Here is a 19046-nt window from a genome sequence, read left to right on the forward strand (position 1 = left end):
ACAGCCATGGTCATCCAGTACCCGCTGAGCTTCGGGCATCTCTGATTGGAAAAATGGCGGAAGGCAGCCGGAGTCGAACCTGCCCGGGAACGGATGCCGTCCCCAACCGGGTTTGAAGCCCGGCCGCGCCACCGGGCGCGATTGCCTTCCTTGAAGTCAGTTATGTGTGTGTTGTGCCAAGGCATTGTCGAGGCGGATATGGCGCTTGTCGCCAAACCGTCGGGTCAGGCCGATCCGGTCGAAGTATTCGAGAATCTGGATGCTGCGCTTGCGACCCAGGCCCACCGCATCACGAAACGCCGTGACCTGAATCACCGGGTTTTCCACGGCCAGTTGCAAAAGCATAGCCGCCAACCGGCGGATCATTGTGTCGGTGTAGAACAGGTCACGGACGACTTGATGCAGCAGCCCCAGCCTCGCCATTTTGCGCAGCAGCAAACGCACGGCCGCCTCGTCATGGCCAAGATTGCGCACCCACGGCGGATCGAAACCGGCCTGTTCGAACAACGGTTGCAAGTGTTGCCACAGGGCTTCGTCGTCTTCGCTCAAATGCACCTGATGATCGGGCAAATGCAGCCATGGCCCGCTGGCGACAATGGCACCGCTGGCGAGCAATTCGTCGAGCAGACTGATGAATGTCGGGCGGTCCAGCGCGGTGCCGGTGAACCGCCGCAGGCGATCCCGGTCCGGGCCCATTTGATCCGGTTCCAGTTGATGAAAACGTTCAAGGTGTTCCAGTAACGGCGCTTTCAGCGCTTCCCACCGGGTGGCACTGAACAGCAACGGACCTTGGCGGGTGTCAATCAGGCGCACATCATCGGGCAAAACCCACGTGTTGCGTGGGCGGTTGAACTGACGCTCCAGACGCTGCGGATCGAGCCCGCTTTCGCTGTTGGCCAATAACGCCGGCAGGCTATCTTCCAATTCGTTGCGTGTGGCGAGGGCTTGCAGCTGCGCCAACCGTTCAGGACTCCGGCGTTGTCGGGTCGGTGCAAACGGGTCGAGCACCCGAGCACCACCGAGGGTGCGTTGAGCACTCTGGTCGCGCAGGATCAAGGGATCGCCCTTCACAGCCTGCACCGGCGCATTCAGCAGCAGTTGCGCGAACATTCGCTCACCCGGCGCCAGGCTGGAGCCTTCCAGTAACGCCACCCGCCCGGTCACGTCCTGAGTCCCCACGTGAACGTGTACGGGCTGAAAGTGCTCGAACGCCTTGGGTTCGCTCGCCAACAATTGCAGGTCGATATCCACTCGCTGGGTTGGCGCGTACAGCCACTCGGCCAGCAGCCAGTGGCCACGATGAATCTGTTCCAGGGCCAACCGTTCGGCACTTAGGTTCAACGCGACTCGCTGTCCGGCTGTTGCGACCTCGGCAGCTTGATTCTGCGCATGCAGGCCTCGCACGCGAACGGGTTTGCCCAGCGGGCCGAGCATCAGCGTATCGCCCACCGCAACCTGGCCAGACAACGCAGTGCCGGTCACCACGATACCGGCGCCGGCCACGCTGAAAGCACGATCGATCGCCAGACGAAAACCGCCGGTGGTGCTGCGTTGAGCGACTTCACGTTGCGCCTCGAGCAAGGCCTGTCGCAGCGTCTCGATGCCCTCCCCGGTCACACTCGACAGCGCAATCTGCGGCGCGTTTGCATAAGGTCCCGGCGCCAGCAATGTCTGGATCTGTTCGCGAACGACTTGCACGCTGGACGGTTCGACGCGGTCGCATTTGGTGATTGCCACCAGTGCCCGAGGGATTCCCAGCAGTTCAACGATGGCCAGGTGTTCGCGAGTCTGCGGCATGACGCCATCGTCTGCCGCGACCACCAGCAACACCAGATCAATGCCCTGAGCCCCCGCCAGCATATTGTGGGTGAAGCGCTCATGACCGGGCACATCGATAAAACCGGTCAAGGGCGCTTGCGGTTCCAGCGCCGCGTAGAGGTAGCCAAGGTCGATGGTCATGCCGCGTTCACGTTCTTCCCGGCGACGGTCGCCAGACTGGCCGGTCAGTGCCTGGAGCAAGGAAGTCTTGCCGTGGTCGATGTGCCCTGCGGTGCCGACGATCACCCTACGTCTCCCGCCATTGATCGAGTTGAGCCAGCCACGCTGGCTCATCGTCCAGTTGCCGCAGATCCAGCCACAACGCATCGTCATCAATGCGCCCGAGCACCGGAATCGGCAACGCACGCAGGGCCGCTTCCAGACCGTGCAGCCGCCGCCCGCGAAGGCGTTTGGACGCGTGCGGCCGCAGGCATAACGCGGCACTCGGCAATCGTGCCACCGGTTGGCTGCCGCTGCCGATCATGCCCAGCGCCAGGACGGCGCTGACGCTCCAGCCGTCACCCAGCACCTTGGCCAGCGAAGGTTGCAGGCGCTCAGCCTGGGCGAGGATGTCCGCCTGTGGTCGGGTCAGCAGGCGCAAACTTGGCAGCCGTTCGGCCAGTCGATCAGGATCGCGATACAGGCCCAACACCGCTTCGAGGGCGGCCAAGGTCAGTTTGTCGACCCGCAAGGCGCGCTTGAGTGGATTCTTCTTGATCTTCGCTATCAGGTCCTTGCGGCCGACAATCAACCCCGCCTGGGGACCGCCCAGTAATTTGTCGCCGCTGAAGGTGACGATATCGACACCGTCGATCAGCGCTTGGCGCACCGTCGGTTCGGCGGGCAAGCCCCAGCGTGTCAGGTCCAGCAGGCTGCCGCTGCCGAGGTCTTCAAGCAATGGCAAGCCGTGTTTATGAGCGAGTTGCGCCAACTCGGCGGTCGGCACCCGAGCGGTGAAGCCTTCGATGGTGTAGTTGCTCGCATGGACGCGCATCACCAAACCGCTACGGGGCCCGATGGCGGCCTCGTAATCGCGGGCATGCGTGCGGTTTGTTGTGCCGACTTCGTGAAGCCTGACCCCGGCTCTCGCCATGATGTCGGGAATGCGGAAGGCACCACCGATTTCGATCAGTTCGCCCCGGGAAATGATGCCTTCCTTGCGCGCGCCCAGACTGTTGAGCGTCAGCAACACCGCGGCGGCGTTGTTGTTGACGACGGTCACCGCCTCGGCGCCGGTCAGCTCGCGGATCAGGCCTTCAATCAGATTGTCACGGTCGCCGCGCTTGCCGCTGTGCAGGTCGAATTCCAGATTGAGCGGATAACGGGCGGCCATTTGCACCGCTTCGATCGCCTCCTCCGGCAACAACGCGCGACCGAGGTTGGTGTGCAGCACCGTGCCGGTGAGATTGAACACCCGGCGCACGTGACTGCGATGCTGGAGGACCAAGCGCTCGCCCGCTCTGCCGGCCAATACTTCGGGCGTGATTTCAACGGCGTCGAGTTGGCTTAAAAGAACCGGTTCGCGCAAGTCATCCAGCAGTTGCCGCAGGCTGGCCAGCAGCGCGTCACGCCCATAACGCTCAGCCAATGGCTGGCACGCCGGATGGCGCAACAAACTATCAATGGAAGGCAGCCGCAAGGCAGGACTGGCGGATCTGGCAGACATCAGGCGCTCCCGCAAACGTTGACCGTCGCGCCTGAGTGTAGCCGTTGCGCTCAGTCACCTCCGGGCGCCAGCAACAGATTAGGTGCCGGACGCTGATAACCTTCCTGCTCCAGACGCATGTCCAGCAGCAGGCTGGTCAGGTCCGCCGAAAGCGCTTCGGCCTCGGCGTCGTTTTCCAGGTAAAGCAGTTTCAGGTAGCTGCGGCAGCCGGGACAGACCTCTGCGCGTAACGGGGCCTGGTTGGCGGCATGGCGGTCGTCATTGAGGCTGACGTATTCAAGACCTTTGCTCTGTTCGCAGTACACGCATTTGACCCGCACTACATGCCATTCGCAGGCACACAGCGAGCACACCAGATAACGCAAGCCATTGTATTTGCCGCGGTGGCGAATCACCCCGGCCATGGCCGGCGAACCGCAAGCCGGGCATTGGCTGAGACTGTCGCCGGGCTTCAGCGCAAGGTCCGGCGTGCTCAGCAACCAATGACTCCAGGCCACCTGCAACGCCGCGCCGAGAAACGGCACCACGGCGGCGGGCAACAAGGCGAACTGGCCGCTGATCAGCGCAATCGCCCAGGCCTTGAGTTGCCCGGCATTGGCACTGCGCAAGGTCGCCACGGCTTTTTCCACGGCAGGTCGCGGCGGTGGCGGGTAACGCTGCAACAAGGCTTCGAGGTACGGTTGCCAGTGACACTCGCGCACCAGACTGTCGGCCGCAAACGGTGGCCAACCCTGTTGCTGGGACACCCGCAGGCGATAGGCGTCGGGCATGGCGGTGACGGGCGGATCGTCCAGCAGACGTTGTTGCACGTGGCACAGGCCGGTCACCAGCCGCAGGTAATCGGCCAGTGGATGCCCGTCGGCCAGACGCTCCAGGCGCAATGCGCGCAAGGTGAACAGGTTTTTCGGTGGCAGGTGCAGAAACGGCGGAGAGCTCGCCGCCGCTTCGATCTCACCGGGCTCAAGAATCGTCGCCAAGGGCTTATCCTTTTTTGCTGATCGGTCGGTCGGGGTGCTCGTCGCGGGTCACTTCGCGGAACCAGAGTTCATGGTGTTTCCTTGCCCAGGCGCGGCTGACCCAGCCATGCAGCATGGCGTTGATCGAGCCCTTGATCCAGATGCCGGCATAGATGTGGACAATGATGCTCAGCACCAGGATCAAACCCGCCAACGCATGCAGCAGCATGGCCCAGCGAATCGTGGTGATGCCAAAGTACGCGCTGAAGTACGCCCGCCAGATCACCAGCCCGCTGAACAGCAGCACCAGCATGCACATCAGCAAGGTCCAGAACAGCAGCTTCTGCCCAGGGTTGTACTTGCCCACGGGTGGCACGCCCTCCTCCTCGTTCTTGATCACCCGCCCGACGCGCTTCAGCCACAACCGATCGTTGCTGATGAAGAAGTTCGCCCGCCAGAAACGGATCACCAGCCCAAGGAACAGCACAAACATCACCACGCCCATGAACGGGTGCAGGATGCGCGTCCACGGGCCGCCGCCAAACAGGTTGCTGAGCCAGAACAGCGCCGGATGAAACAACGCCAGCCCGGACAATGCCGCCATGAAAAACAGAATCGCCACCAACCAATGGTTGGTGCGCTGGTTTGATGTGTAGCGAAGGATCGGTTTGTCGTTCATGGCCTGTCCTCCCCCTTCGGATCATAGGTATGCACCGATGGATCGATTTCATGCACGGCGGGATCGAGGGTGGTCGGGTGTTCATCCTCCTCGACCCACTGCGGTCCAATGCGCACGTAGTGGAAGAACCCGGCCAGCACCGCCAAGCCCATCGCCAGCAACCCCAAGGGTTTGCTCACACCTTTCCACAAGTCTACGAGCGGGCTGATGACCGGATGGTCCGGCAGACCGGCATATAACCTGGGCTCATCGGCATGGTGCAGCACGTACATCACGTGAGTACCGCCAACGCCCTCGGGGTCGTAAAGACCCGCGTGTTCGAAGCCACGGCTCTTGAGGTCGACAATCCTTTCGGCCGCGTGTTCCTTCATGTCGTCCTTGGTGCCGAAAACAATGGCGCCCGTCGGGCAGGTTTTTACGCACGCCGGCTCCAGCCCCACCGCCACTCGGTCCGAGCACAGCGTGCATTTGTAGGCCTTGTGATCCTTCTGCGAGATTCGCGGGATATTGAACGGGCAACCGGTGATGCAATACCCGCAGCCGATGCAATGGTCCTGGTCGAAATCGACGATGCCATTGGCGTATTTGATGATCGCCCCCGGACTCGGGCACGCCTCCAGGCAACCGGGCTCGGCGCAGTGCATGCAGCCGTCCTTGCGAATCAGCCACTCCAGATTGCCGGCGTCGGTTTCGTGCTCGGTAAAGCGCATCAAGGTCCAGGTTTCTGCGCTGAGGTCTTGAGGATTGTCGTAGGTGCCGAGGTTGTGACCGACATCGTCGCGCAGCTCGTTCCATTCCGAGCAGGCGACCTGGCAGGCCTTGCAGCCGATGCACTTGGTGGTGTCGATCAGCTTGGCCACTTCCTCCTGATTGCGCACCGAAGGCGAGACCGTGGTGGTGGCCGAACGGGCGATGATGTCTTGGCTGGCCATTTAGACTTTCTCCACGTTGACCAGGAATGACTTGGATTCCGGGGTCTGTGTGTTGCCATCGCCGAGGAACGGCACCAGGGTGTTGGTCAGGTAACCGTGGCGCGTGAGGCCGGTAAAACCCCAGTGCAACGGGATACCGATCTGGTGCACGACCTGGTTGTTGACCTGCAGCGGACGAATCCGCTTGGTCACCACCGCCACCGCTTCTATGTGCCCGCGCTTGGAACTGACACGGACCCGGTCGCCGGCCACGATGCCTTTCTCCTTGGCCAGCACTTCACCGATCTCGACGAACTGCTCGGGTTGAGCGATCGCGTTGAGCCGGCAATGTTTGCTCCAGAAGTGGAAATGCTCAGTCAACCGGTAGCTGGTCGCGGCATACGGATAGTCCTTGGCCACGCCTAAGGTGTCCCAGACCGAATCGAAGATCCGCGCCGCCGGATTACTGGTGGCTTTCTTGTTTTCCGGGTGCAGCGGGTTGATGCCGATCGGCGTTTCGAACGGTTCGTAATGCTCAGGGAACGGCCCTTCGGCCATCTTGTCGACGGCGAAGAAACGCGCCACGCCCTCGGGGTTCATGATGAACGGATTCATCCCCGCTTCCGGTGCCGAGTCGACCTTGAAGTCCGGCACATCGGTGCCGCCCCAGACTTTGCCGTTCCACCACACCAAGCGTTTTTTCTCGTCCCACGGCTTGCCTTGCGGGTCGCACGAGGCACGGTTGTAGAGAATCCGTCGGTTCGCCGGCCAGGCCCAGGCCCAACCCTGATGTTGTTTCATGCCGTACGGATCGCTGTTGTCGCGCCGGGCCATCTGGTTGCCCATTTCGGTCCAGCTGCCGCAGAAAATCCAGCAACCGGAAGCGGTGCTGCCGTCGTCCTTGAGCTGGCCGAAACCGGCCAGTTGCGCGTTGCCCTTGATCGCCGCGCCGGTAGCGTCGGTGAAGTCGGTGGTGGCATAGCCGTTGATTTCCTTGGCCAGTTCTTCGGGCGAAGGCTCCTCGGCGATTTTGTACGGCCAGGACAGTTTGAGGAGCGGCTCGGCATACGCCCCGCCGTTGGCCTGGTAACGCTGGCGCAGACGGATAAACAGCTCACTCATGATCCGTATATCGGTGCGCGCTTCGCCAGGGCCGTCGGCGCCTTTCCAGTGCCATTGCAGCCAGCGGCTGCTGTTGACCAGCGAGCCGTCTTCTTCAGCGAAACAGGTGGTGGGCAGGCGAATCACTTCGGTCTGGATGCCGGCGGTTTCGACATCGTTGTACGGCCCGACATTGCGCCAGAATTCCGAGGTTTCGGTGGACAGCGGGTCCATCACCACCAGCCATTTCAACTTGGCCAGCGCGGCCATCACCCGATTCTTGTCGGGCAATGCGGCGATGGGGTTGAAGCCCTGGCACATGTAACCGTTGACCTTGCCCTGACCCATCATGTCGAACACTTTCAGGATGTCGTAGTTGGGAATGTCCAGTTTCGGTAGATAGTCATAAGCCCAGCGGTTTTCGATTGTGGCATTCGCGCCGTACCAGGCTTTCATGAGGCTGACGTGGAACTTGCCGTAGTTTTGCCAGTAGGACAGCTGCCCTGGTCGCAACGGTTTTTGTACCCGTTTGGCGATGTAGGCGTCGTAATCCTGCTCCGCATCCTGCGGCAAGGTCAGATAGCCCGGCAGCGAATTAGACAGCAAACCGAGGTCGGTCAGCCCCTGGATATTGGAGTGCCCGCGCAAGGCATTGACGCCCCCGCCCGGCATGCCGACGTTGCCCAACAGCAATTGCACCATGGCCGCGCTGCGAATGATCTGCGAACCGATCGAGTGCTGTGTCCAGCCCAGCGCATAGAGAATCGTCATGGTCTTGCCCGGTTGCGAGCACGTGGCGATCTCCTCCCAGATCTTCTTCATCGCGTCCACGGGCATGCCGCAGATCTGGCTGGCCAGTTCCGGGTTGTAGCGGCTGTAATGGGTCTTCATCAGTTGATAGACGCAATGTGGGTCTTGCAGGGTCGGGTCGACTTTGACAAAGCCGTCCTCACCGATTTCATAACTCCAGCCGGACTTGTCCGTGTAGGTGCGTTTGGCCGCGTCATAGCCGCTGAAGATCCCGTCCTCGAAGCCAAACCCGGCGTTGACGATGAAGGACACGTCGGTATAGGCGCGCACGTACTCGTGCTGAATTTTGTCTTCGGTCAGCAGGTAATTGATCAGCCCGCCCATGAAGGCGATGTCGGTGCCGGTGCGAATCGGCGCGTAATAGTCGGCCACCGAGGCGGTCCGGGTAAAACGCGGATCGACCACGATCAAGCGTGCCTTGTTATGCGCCTTGGCTTCGGTCACCCATTTGAAGCCGCACGGGTGCGCTTCTGCTGCGTTGCCGCCCATCACCAGGATTAGATTCGCGTTACCGATATCGGTCCAGGTATTGGTCATGGCACCACGGCCGTACGTCGGGGCAAGACTTGCCACCGTCGGGCCGTGTCAGACACGCGCCTGGTTATCAAACCCCAGCATGCCGAGACTGCGAATGACCTTGTGGGTGATGTAACCCGCTTCGTTGGACGCCGCCGAAGCCGCGAGGAAACCGGTGGTCAACCAGCGGTTTACCGTTTGACCCTGAGCGTTCTTCTCGATGAAGTTGGCGTCGCGGTCGGCCTTCATCAGGTCGGCGACGCGATCGAGCGCTTCATCCCAGGAAATCCGCGTCCATTCGCTGCTGCCAGGTTTGCGCAACTCTGGATATTGCAGGCGGCCGGGGCTGTGAATAAAGTCCAGCAAGCCTGCGCCTTTGGGGCACAGCGTGCCGCGGTTGACCGGGTGGTCGGCATCGCCTTCAATATGGATGATATTTTGCGCGACATTCTTGGCGGCATCGCCCTGGCTGTACATGATTACGCCGCAGCCGACCGAGCAGTACGGGCAGGTGTTGCGGGTTTCATGGGTGTGGGCAAGCTTGAAGTGGCGCGCCTGTTCGGCGAAGGCAGTCGCGGGGGCCATGCCCAGCGCACCAAGGCTCGAGCCCGCAAGGCCGATACCAGCGACCTTGAAGAACTGACGACGGTTGAGGTCCATCGTGCACTCCTATCAGGTGGAGACCCGATACTTGTACCGGGGTTTTCTGGACAATCACGGTGGCGGCAGTCTGGCTGCCGACACTTAGAACTGTAGACACTGCATCAGCGTATTGTGTGAAAACCGACCGTCGGCGGCGCTACGGCTCATTCTGTCGCCACGGATCAAACTGGCGCTTATCATTGCCCCACGTTCAACCACGCTTTTTTATGAGACTGAGCATGACTTTCGATTTTGATCAGGTGTTCGACCGCCACAACACCGGCAGTACCAAATGGAGCCGTTACGCGGCCGACGTGTTGCCGATGTGGGTGGCCGACATGGACTTCTCCGCACCGCCGGTGATCATCCAGGCCCTGCAAAAACGTCTGGAACACCCGATGCTTGGCTACAGCGTGGCCCAGGATGACTTGCGCGAGGCCATCGTCGTCGACCTCTGGAGCAAATACGCCTGGCGCGTCGAGCCTCAGGAACTGATTTTCCTGCCAGGCGTGGAGTCGGGTTTCAATATGGCCCTGCATGCGCTGATCCAGCCGCAGCAGAACGTCGTGGTCCAGACGCCCAACTACCCGCCGCTGCGCCATGCGCCGGGCCATTGGGGGCTGAACAAGGTCGAACTGAATTTCGACGCGATGGCGGACGGTACGTATGCCACGCCGCTCGACGCCTTGCGCCAGTCCCTGGAAGGTGGCGGCGCCCTGCTGCTGAGCAACCCGCACAACCCGCTGGGCAAGGTCTTCCCGAGGGAAGAACTGCAAGCGGTGGCTGACATCTGCCTGGAACAGGACGCCTGGATTATCTCAGACGAGATTCACGCCGAGCTGTGCTTCGACGGACGCAGGCATGTGCCGATCGCAACGTTGAGCCCGGAAATCGCCAAGCGCACCATCACGCTGATGTCGGCGAGCAAGGCGTACAACATCGCCGGGCTGAAAACGTCGTTCATGATCATTCAGGACAGGGCCATCCGCGAGCGGGTCAACCACGCGCGCTGCGGACTGGTCGACAGCGTCAACCCGCTGGGCCTGGAAGCCACCCGCGTCGCCTACCGCGAAGCCGGGCCATGGCTGGTCGAGCTGATGGCCTACCTGCAAAGCAACCGCGATTACCTGGTCGACGCCGTTCGCACCCGATTGCCGGGTGTCACTATGAACGTGCCCCAAAGTACCTATCTGGCGTGGCTCGATTGCTCGGCGCTGGAGCTGGACAACCCACAGCAGTTCTTCCTTGAACACGCCAAAGTCGGGTTGAGCGCGGGCCTGGAATTCGGCGACGACAGCAAACAGTTCGTTCGCCTGAATTTCGGCTGCCCACGGTCGTTACTGGAAGAAGGCATCGCGCGGATGGAGCGTAGTTTGCTCAATCGAAAGGCCTGACCTTTTGATTGATTGTTCCCACTCCCGCGTGGGAACAATCAAGTTCGATCATCAACACCAGCTCGGTCAATTCAAGGTTGCGTTCGGCAGCAGCTTCACGACCGCTCTTGAGCAATCACCGATATCTTGCCGTTGCGCTCCAGGATCGCAAACTTGATTTGATCAACAGTCTCGATGCCCTGACTGGAGCGTGCGGCTTCCATGATGTCGGCTTCGATCAATCGCGCGTGGCGCAGGCGTTTGTGTAGAAACTTGCCATTCTCGACGATGATCGTCGGCCCACCATCGATCAGCTGTGATACCCATGGCGAACGCTGTTTGAGCAGCGACAGGCCGACGTCGATGACAATCAGCGTGACGATCACCAACATCGAATTGGTCAGGGAAAAGTCATCGCCCAGCAACGCCTGTTGCGTCGCCTCACCGATGATCATCAACAGCAAAAAATCGAATGTCGTCAACTCGGCCAAAGAACGCCGGCCAGCAATCTTGAACAGCACCATCAGCGCCAGATACATCGCGGCCGCGCGCAATACCGAGTCCATAGGTCACCTAAGGGAAAATGAATTGATCGAGGTTCACGGGCATGGCGCCGGGCGATGCAATTCGGCTGCGAAACAGTCCCAGCCCATCGCCGCGCAACGTCAGATAAAGGTTTGCCTGGCCCTGAGCATCGGTCTGCACCCATAGCGTCATGCCCTGCCCGGCACTGATGGCGCGCAGGGGGTGCGGTTGCAGGGTTTCGATGTTGAAACCGTCCAGTAGCGCCCCGGTCAGTTCCAGCTCAACGGTGGCATTGGGCGCACCGCTCACGCTTATCTGCATCGGGTTGGACGATCCGTGGCGGTGGAACATCTCGTATTGCACCCGGACCTTGCCGTCGTCACCGTGAACATCCCGGGTGCTCAGCGGCCCGCGGGAAAACAGTCCGAGTAGCGCCAGCAACACCAACAGCACCAGGGTGTACCAGCCCCAACGCTCGAATCGCCAGACCTTGATCTGATGCGTCATGTCTTCGCGCACCGGATAGTCGCGGCTGTGGTAATCGGTATGGCCAGATTCATCGTTCATCGAGTGCACCCTGCCCGGTCGGATAGGCCGAGGCGAAACAAATGGTGCCGCCCGGAATGCCCCCCGCCGTACAAGATTCTGCGGTGGTCAGCAGCAAATCGTTTTCACACAAATACTCGACCACGGATTGGCTGACGCTCATGGCTAATCATCCAGAAAGGAGAGCTGCTCGGTTGACCTTCGTCGTCTCCAAACATTCCCTCTATCGGACCACACTCGGTTCAGGGAATAAAAAAGTGAACCCTGTCAAAACTCGCTCCTCAATACGTTTAGGGCCTCCCTGCTACGGGCCGCTCCAGATTAGGAGGTCATCATGTCCGCACCTATCATCAAGCTGTTTACCCAACCGAACTTCGCGTGGGCGGATATCCGCAAGGAAGAGGAAGCGCATCCACGCCATTACCTCGCTCATTTACTGCTGCTCGCCTTGATCCCCGCCGTGTGCCTGTTTATCGGGACTACCTACGTCGGCTGGAGCCTGGCGGTGAACGAAACCGTCAAGCTCAGCACCGCCAGCGCGTTGCAACTTTGCGTGTTGCTGTACGTGGCTATCGTCGCCGGCGTGGCGCTGATGGGGCTGTTCATCCGCTGGATGTCTCGTACTTTCGACGCGCGACCAACCGTCAATCAATGCATCGGATTTGCCGCCTACACCGTGACGCCGTTTTTCCTCGCAGGCTTCGCCGGTTTGTACCCGAGCCGCTGGCTGGCGATCCTGGTGCTAGGGGCGGCGTCGATCTATTCCACGTTTCTGCTGTTTATCGGCTTGCCGACCTTTATGCATGAGCGCAAGGAACAAGGCCTGCTGAATGCCGCTTGCGTCTGGGGCGTCGGATTGCTGGTGCTGGTCACTATCCTGATCTCAATCATCCTGGTCTGGTTCAACGTGCTGACGCCGGAATACTTGCGCGCGACCGTTGGTTGATTGCCAGAGGCCCTACTTCGCGGCACGCACCCGACGAGTACAGAGCATGAGCTTCATTTTATGGGTGGCGGTGTTGGGTGCGGTGCTGATGACGCTGGCGCTGACGTCGTCGTACCTGCGCTGGATGCCGGTGACCACGTCAGCGGTGTGTCTGGTGCTGGGTGTGGCCATCGGTCCCGTGGGGCTTGGGCTGTTGAAACTGGACACCGATAATGCGTCCACCTGGATGGAGCACCTGACGGAAGTCGCGGTGCTCTTTTCGTTATTTGTGTGCGGTTTGAAGTTGCGCTTGCCGCTCAAGGATAAAACCTGGCGCATCGCCTACGGCTTGGCCGGTCCGGTCATGGTATTGACCATTGCCGGCGTCAGCTTGCTGTTGCATTACGGATTCCAATTGACTTGGGGGGCGTCCGTGTTGATCGGCTCGATTCTGGCGCCCACCGACCCGGTACTCGCCGCCCTGGTGCAAGTCAACGACGCCCGGGATGATGACAGCGTGCGCTTCGGACTGTCGGGTGAGGCCGGGCTCAATGACGGGATAGCCTTCCCGTTTGTCATCCTGGGCCTGCTCCTGGTGCAACACGACGGCAACCCCGGCTGGCTGGGCGATTGGGTGCTGCGCAGCCTGTTGTGGGCAGTCCCGGCCGGTTTGCTTACTGGCTACTGGATGGGGCGCAGTATTGGCCGCCTGACCTTGTCAATGCGCATCAAAAATGACGACAGCACCCTGTCCCCGAATGATTACCTCGCCCTCGCCTTGATCGCCCTGGCGTATGTCGGGGCCGAGTCGATTCACGGTTACGGCTTTCTGTCGGTGTTTGCCGCCGGTCTGGGTTTGCGCCAAGAAGAAGTCAAATCCACGGGCGATGACGAGCTTCCCGCCGAGCATCTGGTTCAGCCTGTTGTGGGTCATCAGAACGTCGAGCCGCAGCATGCCGTTCATGGTGATACCGCAAGCCTTGAAGACACTCAGGTCGCCGCGGGCATCATGATGGGCGACATGCTCGCCTTCGGCAGCCTGGTGGAACGGGCCATGGAAGTATTTCTGGTGACGCTGCTCGGCGTAGTGCTGATGGCGCACTGGGACTGGCGCGCGTTGCCGATCGCCGGTGTGTTGTTTTGCCTGATTCGACCGCTGTGCGTCGTCGCCATGCCCTGGGGTGGTTTGCTCAACGGTCGCCAGCGAATGCTGATTGGCTGGTTCGGCATACGCGGTATCGGCAGTCTGTATTACCTGTTTTATGCCCTTAATCATGGGCTGGGTCAGTCGATGTCAACGCTCTGTATCGACCTGACCTTGTCCGTGGTCGCGCTAAGCATCCTCATCCACGGGATCAGCACTCAACCGCTCCTGATTCGATATGAACGGCAAAAAAAACAGGATGTTTGATTTTATGTCTACGCGTTTAGGACCGGAACTATCGAATTTTCACGCTCATAAATTTGAAATCCTTTTGTGATCCCATAAGTCACAACCTTAATGCCGCCCGGCTTTTGCATGGCGGACTTGCCAGGTTCGGTTTCCCTGTGGCGTCGATGCCTATGAAAAGAGACCTCGAGAAAAATAGGTGCTGGTCATGATTCACTATTCCACCTCCGATGAAATCAAAGCCTGCCGGGCCTTCGCTCTGGAACGGAATCGTCAAATGTTTGAAGAGGCCCAGGCGCTGAGCCGCAGCGCTTTTACATTACTCGAGGGCAGTGACATGGACGTGGAGCTGTTTGATCGCTATCAGGCCATGCGCAGGAAGGCCGACTTGACGTTCCAGGATGCAATCGAGCACTTGCGGGTGCTCAACGAAGATTTCCCTCCTGTCTCGCTGTCTACGCAAAACGCTCATCGTTTGCACACGCCGCTCGAACCCAGAACATGAACCTGAAAAGCCCGGCACAGTCGCCGGGCTTTTTATTGTCCGGGACATCAATGCTCCACCGCGAACTGCATGAGTCAATGTCCAGACTCATGCAGGCTGCATGACCGCAGATTGCCATTAGTCACTTCAAGCTATTGTTTTATAAGAAAGTTATCGCACCGGAAAATCGGCACGACAAATGCTCAAGGACTATGAGCGACTTTCGGCCTTGAGACCGTTCGCGCTCACCCCCTGACTCGTTGGAGAGACTCGACCATGAACGCCATAGACCTGTTGAAAGCCGACCATGAACGTGTAAAAGGCATCCTGACCCAATTAAGCGAATCCACTGAACGTGGTGTGAAAAAGCGCAGCGAGTTGCTGGCCAAGCTCGAAATGGAGATCGCCATTCACACCCGTCTCGAAGAAGAAGTCTTGTACCCGGCGTACAAGAAAGCCGGGGGTAAGGAGCAGGACATCATGTATTACGAAGCCAAGGAAGAACATCGCACCGTTGATTCGCTGGTGCTACCAGACCTGAAAGTCACCGACCCGTCCACCCCGGAATTCGCCGGTCGCGTGAAAGTGGTCAAGGAACTGCTGGAACACCATATCGAAGAAGAGGAAACGGAAATGTTTCCTCAGGCCAAAAAACTGCTGGGTAAAGCCACCCTGGAAGAATTGGGCGCGCAAATGGAAAGTTTGAAAGCCCAGTACAAGAAAGAAATGAGTGCTGCCAATCTGGCGGCTTGATGCAGATGGCGGGACAGCAAAAGGCCCGGCATATGCCGGGCCTTTTTGGTTGTTCGATTCACGCTCCGGGGTTGGTCACCTGGATGTAAAATGCGTAGCTGCCCAGCAGCACCCAGAACGTGGCGAAAATCCACGGCGTACGTATAGAAAATAATAACGACTTGCGATATCCCTTATGGGACGATTCCATCTCACTGAACAGCGGCGAATCATCGTAAGCAAGCCCCATCAAGGGTTCACTGCGCAGCAACTCACTCTGCTTGAAATGCCAGTGATCAATAATGTCGTACGCCGCGCGAATCCCCGGCCAGGCGTTGAGCGAACTGAGCAGTCCCAACAGTGCCAAAAAGGGCGGCACCACCAGCGTGAAGAGTTTTCCCCACTCGGGGTTGAGGTTGGACATGCAGGACGCGAAGGCAATTACCAAAAACGATTGCGCCGCCAGGTAGGCGTCGGTGCGATTGGCCAGAATGCTGGTTTCATACTGGATTTCCCGGCGGTAGAAATCCAGGCGTTCCTTGGGTGAACCGAACATCTTGGCGTTGTGTTCGGTCAGGTTTTTTTCAGCTGGGGTATCGGTCAGTATTCTTGGCACAAGAGTCACGCACGGGATGGAAAACGTTTAGAAAAAACGCCTCCCGACAAAGTTCAGCTGGAATGACAGACAGGGGGTCCGCAATGAACTATCTCGATTGGGTGCAATGGCCAGCGATGCTGGTCACAGTGCTGGCGGCGTGGTTGATCGGTTCGCAAAGCCCCAGGCGCAGAGTCTCGGGCTTCGTCTGTTTTATTGTCAGCAATGTTTTGTGGGTGATATGGGGTTACCACACCCAGGCCTATGCACTGATCGTGTTGCAGTTTTGCCTGTGCGCCATGAACTTGCGTGGTTTCAAGAAGAACGCGGGATCCGCAGCCGAACGTTGAGCTCGCTTGTCATTTCATGGTCAAGGCGATGATTTCCACTAGATTGAGTTGGGTAAAGGGTTTGGACAGGCGCGGAAGCCTGGTTGCGAAACCTTCCAGCCGCTCGGCGTAACCGGTGGCAAGAATGATCGGCAGGCTCGGCTTTATGACCCGGATAGCCTGCGCCAGTTGCGCGCCATTCATCTTCGGCATGGCCATGTCCGTGATAACCAGATCAATCGCTTGTTCGCTGTCGAACATTGCCAACGCCTGTGCACCGGACGCTGCACTGATCACTCGATGCCCCAGGTCCTCGAGCAACAGGCAGGTACTCGTCAAAACCAGGCTGTCGTCATCCACCACTAACACGCACAGACGGGGCACGGGCGGCGCAACTTGCTCCTCGGCAACAAATTTGGCGATTGAACCAGCGGTGGCGACGGGTATCCACAGTTCAGCGGTTGTGCCTTTGTCTTTCTGACTCTTGAGAACAAATCGACCGCCAAGTTGCTCGATAAATCCATGAACCATCGACAGCCCCAGGCCAGTGCCTTTGCCAACGCCTTTTGTGGTGAAAAAAGGGTCCATCGCGGACCCCAGCGTGGCGTCATCCATTCCCTCACCGGTATCGGTGATGCTCAGGCAGACATAACTACCGGGCGCCAGGGAAAGCTGCGCCTTGTCCGGAACAGCATCTGTCTGGGCACTGATCACGATTTTTCCGCCATGAGGCATTGCATCGCGGGCGTTGGTCACCAGGTTCAGTATCGCCAGTTCGAGCTGGTTGACGTCGGCCAGAACTGGTTCGAGCGCTGGCGAAAAACGCGTTTCGAGTACCACGGAAGGTCCGAGGGAGCTGCGCAATAGTCCTGTGATCCCTTGCACCAGCGCCGGGAGCTCGACGGGTTCGGCTTTGAGCTCCTGGCGTCTGGCAAACGCCAGCATCCGCTGAGTCAGCGTTACACCACGCAAGGCACCTTGAGTGGCGTTGTCCACCAATCGGGTAATTCTCAAATCGTCCCCGACGCGTTTGCGGATGATTTCCAGATTGCCAAGGATGACGGTCAGCAGGTTGTTGAAATCGTGGGCAATACCGCCACTGAGTTGACCGATGACCTGCATCTTCTGCACCTGAAACAGCGCTTCGCGGGTTTGCTCCAGGGCCTGCTGGGCTTGTGTGACTTCGGTGATATCACGGGTAATCTTGGCAAAACCGAGTAGCGTGCCGGTGTCGCCCCAGATTGGATCGACCACGACATGTGCCAGAAACCGCGTACCGTCCTTGCGCACGCGCCAGGCTTTGTTTTCGAATCGCCCCTCACGGATTGCAATGTCCAGAGTCCGTTGAGGTTCGCCGGCCTCACGGTCCTCCGGGGTGTAAAACATCGAAAAATGCTGGCCGATGACTTCTTCAGGCAAGTAGCCCTTGATGCGCTGAGCCCCGGGGTTCCAGTTGGCCAGGCGGCCCTCCGGGGTGAGCATATAGATGGCGTAGTCAGTGACGCTTTGAACCAGTAGCCGGAATTGTTGCTCGCTTTGCTTGAGGGTTTCTTCAGCCATCTTTCGGTCGGTCAGGTCCCGGGTGATCTTGGCAAATCCCAGCAACCTCCCCGAGGGGTCGATAATCGGATCGATAACCACATGGCACCAGAAATGCGTGCCGTCCTTGCGAACCCGCCAGCCTTCCCCCTCAAAACGTCCCTCCCTGATCGCCGTGTCCAGTGCTCGCTGGGGTAAACCGGCACGGCGGTCCTCTTCGGTATAGAAGCGCGAGAAGTGCTGGCCGAGAATCTCGGCCTCCTCATACCCCTTGAAACGCTTGGCGCCGGAGTTCCAACTGGTGATGATTCCATCGGGATCAATCATGTAGATCGCGTAATCAATCACAGCATCGATCAACAGGCGAAAACGACTGTCCTCAATGGCGCTGGCTTTGGCCCGATCCTCGCTCATTGATCCCTCCCGTCACTGTTGTTTTTCTGGAGTATGCGACAAACCGGGATTTTGGAAAGCCCAAAAGCACCTCTCGACGAAAAGTGTTATCGGAGCACGTATTTGGCGATGTAGGTGTACAGGTCGTTGTAGACAAAGGCTGGGACATGGGAGGCATGCGTCCCGGCCTTGAGCAATGCCAGATGGCACTCTTTGACGATTTCGTAGTGGCCGTTCACCGCAAAAACGTGGTTATCCGTAATGCGCGAGTAAACAATGTACTCAAAAGGCCTCATCGTCGTCGTTGTAGTCACCAAGCCGTCGGCAGCTTTGGTGTAGGTGCTCTGAGCACGCACCGTCCGCTCGTTCAACACACCGAACCCACGTTCGTACACAGTGATTTGCGAACCGCTGACTGCCTTTGCAGCCGTCTCGAAAGCCAGGATGATCGCTTGTGCGTAACCCATGCTGGTATTCAGCTTCGACACCGTGAGAAACCTTTCCATTTCCTGATTTCCAAGGCTTTTGAGTGCTCGTTTAATGCTCGACACATGAGCAAACTCTTGAGTGCAGCCAACGATGTGGGTCTCGAACTGATAACCCTGGGCTGTTGCCATCGGTGGAAAAGCCGCGAAATCGATACTGTCGAACGCACATTCCATGATGATGTTGTATTTGCCGGTAAAGGCCTGCGTAAAGATTTTCGCGCTGACTTCTCGGACGAATGCCTCGGTATGCTCATACGCATGCAAGACGCCGAGTTTGATCATCTCTGGGTATTGGGGGTGTTTTTTGCGGTAGTCGGGCAGGTACAGACGAATATAGTTGTCGTAGTGTTTTGAAGGCAGCAGGTTCTTTTCCAGCAGATAGGTTTTGCCTGAACCTTGCAGCCCGGCGACGACCAGCATTTTTGGAATTGCCTCGACCGTGATGCCGCAGAATAGCCTCGCTTTTATTTCATCGAACACTGCGATGACCTGCTCAGGGGTGTACGTGTATTTCGGTGCTGCTGACATACCTTGATTTCCTTATCAAAGGTTGGTTTGAAAGTGATGACTCGCCCTTTGAATAAAGCGGGCATTCGCTGTTTGTTCAAATAGGCGTGTCTTTCAAGAT

General features: G+C 58.9%; 18 protein-coding genes and 1 tRNA gene. 6 read left to right on the forward strand and 13 right to left on the reverse strand.

Features of this window, described 5'->3' with window-relative positions; genetic code table 11:
• Window positions 1-54: 54 nt before the first annotated feature.
• The 7 genes from ACYZT0_RS11435 to fdnG form a co-directional block, all read right to left on the reverse strand.
• Window positions 55-150, reverse strand: a tRNA-Sec gene (locus ACYZT0_RS11435).
• Between the two features lie 6 nt (window positions 151-156).
• Entirely contained in the window at window positions 157-2064 is a 1908-nt protein-coding gene (gene selB, locus ACYZT0_RS11440) for a selenocysteine-specific translation elongation factor (RefSeq protein ID WP_462046551.1), read from the reverse strand.
• Window position 2065: 1 nt separating this feature from the next.
• Window positions 2066-3484 (reverse strand): L-seryl-tRNA(Sec) selenium transferase, encoded by a 1419-nt coding sequence (selA, locus tag ACYZT0_RS11445; RefSeq protein WP_462045913.1) that lies wholly within the window; start codon window positions 3482-3484, stop codon window positions 2066-2068.
• Between the two features lie 50 nt (window positions 3485-3534).
• Window positions 3535-4461 carry a formate dehydrogenase accessory protein FdhE gene (fdhE, locus tag ACYZT0_RS11450; RefSeq protein ID WP_462045914.1) on the reverse strand — a complete coding sequence of 309 codons (927 nt, stop codon included), beginning with the start codon at window positions 4459-4461 and terminating at the stop codon, window positions 3535-3537.
• Between the two features lie 4 nt (window positions 4462-4465).
• Window positions 4466-5119, reverse strand: coding sequence for a formate dehydrogenase subunit gamma (locus ACYZT0_RS11455; RefSeq protein WP_462045915.1), 654 nt, complete (start codon window positions 5117-5119; stop codon window positions 4466-4468).
• On the reverse strand, window positions 5116-6051 hold the full coding sequence (gene fdxH / locus ACYZT0_RS11460) for a formate dehydrogenase subunit beta (protein WP_462045916.1): 936 nt from the start codon (window positions 6049-6051) through the stop codon (window positions 5116-5118). Before fdxH ends, ACYZT0_RS11455 begins: the two co-directional genes overlap by 4 nt.
• Window positions 6052-9117: a formate dehydrogenase-N subunit alpha gene (gene fdnG / locus ACYZT0_RS11465; RefSeq protein ID WP_462045917.1), complete on the reverse strand. Its 3066-nt coding sequence runs from the start codon at window positions 9115-9117 to the stop codon at window positions 6052-6054. It lies immediately after the preceding gene.
• Between the two features lie 221 nt (window positions 9118-9338).
• Between fdnG and ACYZT0_RS11470 the strand changes: the two genes are divergently transcribed.
• Entirely contained in the window at window positions 9339-10493 is a 1155-nt protein-coding gene (locus ACYZT0_RS11470; RefSeq protein WP_462045918.1) for a MalY/PatB family protein, read from the forward strand.
• A gap of 95 nt (window positions 10494-10588) precedes the next feature.
• Here the strand turns inward: ACYZT0_RS11470 and ACYZT0_RS11475 are convergent, their stop codons facing one another.
• Genes ACYZT0_RS11475 through ACYZT0_RS11485 form a run of 3 tightly spaced genes read right to left on the reverse strand, consistent with a single transcriptional unit; the run spans window position 10589 to window position 11706 of the window.
• Window positions 10589-11038: a DUF421 domain-containing protein gene (locus tag ACYZT0_RS11475; protein WP_462045919.1), complete on the reverse strand. Its 450-nt coding sequence runs from the start codon at window positions 11036-11038 to the stop codon at window positions 10589-10591.
• 7 nt (window positions 11039-11045) lie between these two features.
• Window positions 11046-11564 carry a hypothetical protein gene (locus ACYZT0_RS11480; protein ID WP_462045920.1) on the reverse strand — a complete coding sequence of 173 codons (519 nt, stop codon included), beginning with the start codon at window positions 11562-11564 and terminating at the stop codon, window positions 11046-11048.
• Entirely contained in the window at window positions 11554-11706 is a 153-nt protein-coding gene (locus tag ACYZT0_RS11485) for a hypothetical protein (protein WP_462045921.1), read from the reverse strand. Before ACYZT0_RS11485 ends, ACYZT0_RS11480 begins: the two co-directional genes overlap by 11 nt.
• Before the next feature lie 171 nt (window positions 11707-11877).
• On the opposite strand from ACYZT0_RS11485, the gene ACYZT0_RS11490 reads away from it, so the two are divergent.
• From ACYZT0_RS11490 to ACYZT0_RS11505, 4 genes are all read left to right on the forward strand, one after another.
• Window positions 11878-12489 carry a Yip1 family protein gene (locus ACYZT0_RS11490; protein WP_462045922.1) on the forward strand — a complete coding sequence of 204 codons (612 nt, stop codon included), beginning with the start codon at window positions 11878-11880 and terminating at the stop codon, window positions 12487-12489.
• 46 nt (window positions 12490-12535) lie between these two features.
• Window positions 12536-13879 (forward strand): cation:proton antiporter, encoded by a 1344-nt coding sequence (locus ACYZT0_RS11495; RefSeq protein ID WP_462045923.1) that lies wholly within the window; start codon window positions 12536-12538, stop codon window positions 13877-13879.
• Between the two features lie 187 nt (window positions 13880-14066).
• Window positions 14067-14363: a hypothetical protein gene (locus ACYZT0_RS11500; protein ID WP_462046552.1), complete on the forward strand. Its 297-nt coding sequence runs from the start codon at window positions 14067-14069 to the stop codon at window positions 14361-14363.
• A gap of 255 nt (window positions 14364-14618) precedes the next feature.
• The gene (locus tag ACYZT0_RS11505) at window positions 14619-15095 is read left to right on the forward strand and encodes a hemerythrin domain-containing protein (protein ID WP_282378026.1); all 477 of its coding nucleotides are present in this window, start codon (window positions 14619-14621) and stop codon (window positions 15093-15095) included.
• A gap of 58 nt (window positions 15096-15153) precedes the next feature.
• Here ACYZT0_RS11505 and ACYZT0_RS11510 read toward each other — a convergent pair whose 3' ends face one another.
• Entirely contained in the window at window positions 15154-15690 is a 537-nt protein-coding gene (locus ACYZT0_RS11510; protein ID WP_462045924.1) for a hypothetical protein, read from the reverse strand.
• A gap of 83 nt (window positions 15691-15773) precedes the next feature.
• Between ACYZT0_RS11510 and ACYZT0_RS11515 the strand changes: the two genes are divergently transcribed.
• Window positions 15774-16019 carry a hypothetical protein gene (locus ACYZT0_RS11515; protein WP_462045925.1) on the forward strand — a complete coding sequence of 82 codons (246 nt, stop codon included), beginning with the start codon at window positions 15774-15776 and terminating at the stop codon, window positions 16017-16019.
• 9 nt (window positions 16020-16028) lie between these two features.
• Here the strand turns inward: ACYZT0_RS11515 and ACYZT0_RS11520 are convergent, their stop codons facing one another.
• Window positions 16029-17951: a hybrid sensor histidine kinase/response regulator gene (locus tag ACYZT0_RS11520; protein WP_462045926.1), complete on the reverse strand. Its 1923-nt coding sequence runs from the start codon at window positions 17949-17951 to the stop codon at window positions 16029-16031.
• An 86-nt stretch (window positions 17952-18037) separates the two neighbouring features.
• A complete protein-coding gene (locus tag ACYZT0_RS11525; RefSeq protein WP_462045927.1) occupies window positions 18038-18946 on the reverse strand; it encodes a zeta toxin family protein in 909 nt (302 codons plus the stop codon).
• Window positions 18947-19046 lie beyond the last annotated feature (100 nt).

This window comes from Pseudomonas sp. ZS1P83 (assembly GCF_054897825.1).

What these genes read in the sequence shown, in the direction of transcription:
- ACYZT0_RS11520 (WP_462045926.1), bottom strand. Translation starts at nt 17,951, where the DNA reads ATGAGCGAGGATCGGGCCAAAGCCAGCGCCATTGAGGACAGTCGTTTT.
- selA (WP_462045913.1), bottom strand. Translation starts at nt 3,484, where the DNA reads ATGTCTGCCAGATCCGCCAGTCCTGCCTTGCGGCTGCCTTCCATTGAT.
- ACYZT0_RS11500 (WP_462046552.1), top strand. Translation starts at nt 14,067, where the DNA reads ATGATTCACTATTCCACCTCCGATGAAATCAAAGCCTGCCGGGCCTTC.
- fdxH (WP_462045916.1), bottom strand. Translation starts at nt 6,051, where the DNA reads ATGGCCAGCCAAGACATCATCGCCCGTTCGGCCACCACCACGGTCTCG.
- ACYZT0_RS11470 (WP_462045918.1), top strand. Translation starts at nt 9,339, where the DNA reads ATGACTTTCGATTTTGATCAGGTGTTCGACCGCCACAACACCGGCAGT.
- ACYZT0_RS11505 (WP_282378026.1), top strand. Translation starts at nt 14,619, where the DNA reads ATGAACGCCATAGACCTGTTGAAAGCCGACCATGAACGTGTAAAAGGC.
- ACYZT0_RS11480 (WP_462045920.1), bottom strand. Translation starts at nt 11,564, where the DNA reads ATGAACGATGAATCTGGCCATACCGATTACCACAGCCGCGACTATCCG.
- ACYZT0_RS11515 (WP_462045925.1), top strand. Translation starts at nt 15,774, where the DNA reads ATGAACTATCTCGATTGGGTGCAATGGCCAGCGATGCTGGTCACAGTG.
- ACYZT0_RS11495 (WP_462045923.1), top strand. Translation starts at nt 12,536, where the DNA reads ATGAGCTTCATTTTATGGGTGGCGGTGTTGGGTGCGGTGCTGATGACG.
- ACYZT0_RS11475 (WP_462045919.1), bottom strand. Translation starts at nt 11,038, where the DNA reads ATGGACTCGGTATTGCGCGCGGCCGCGATGTATCTGGCGCTGATGGTG.
- ACYZT0_RS11485 (WP_462045921.1), bottom strand. Translation starts at nt 11,706, where the DNA reads ATGAGCGTCAGCCAATCCGTGGTCGAGTATTTGTGTGAAAACGATTTG.
- ACYZT0_RS11455 (WP_462045915.1), bottom strand. Translation starts at nt 5,119, where the DNA reads ATGAACGACAAACCGATCCTTCGCTACACATCAAACCAGCGCACCAAC.
- ACYZT0_RS11490 (WP_462045922.1), top strand. Translation starts at nt 11,878, where the DNA reads ATGTCCGCACCTATCATCAAGCTGTTTACCCAACCGAACTTCGCGTGG.
- ACYZT0_RS11525 (WP_462045927.1), bottom strand. Translation starts at nt 18,946, where the DNA reads ATGTCAGCAGCACCGAAATACACGTACACCCCTGAGCAGGTCATCGCA.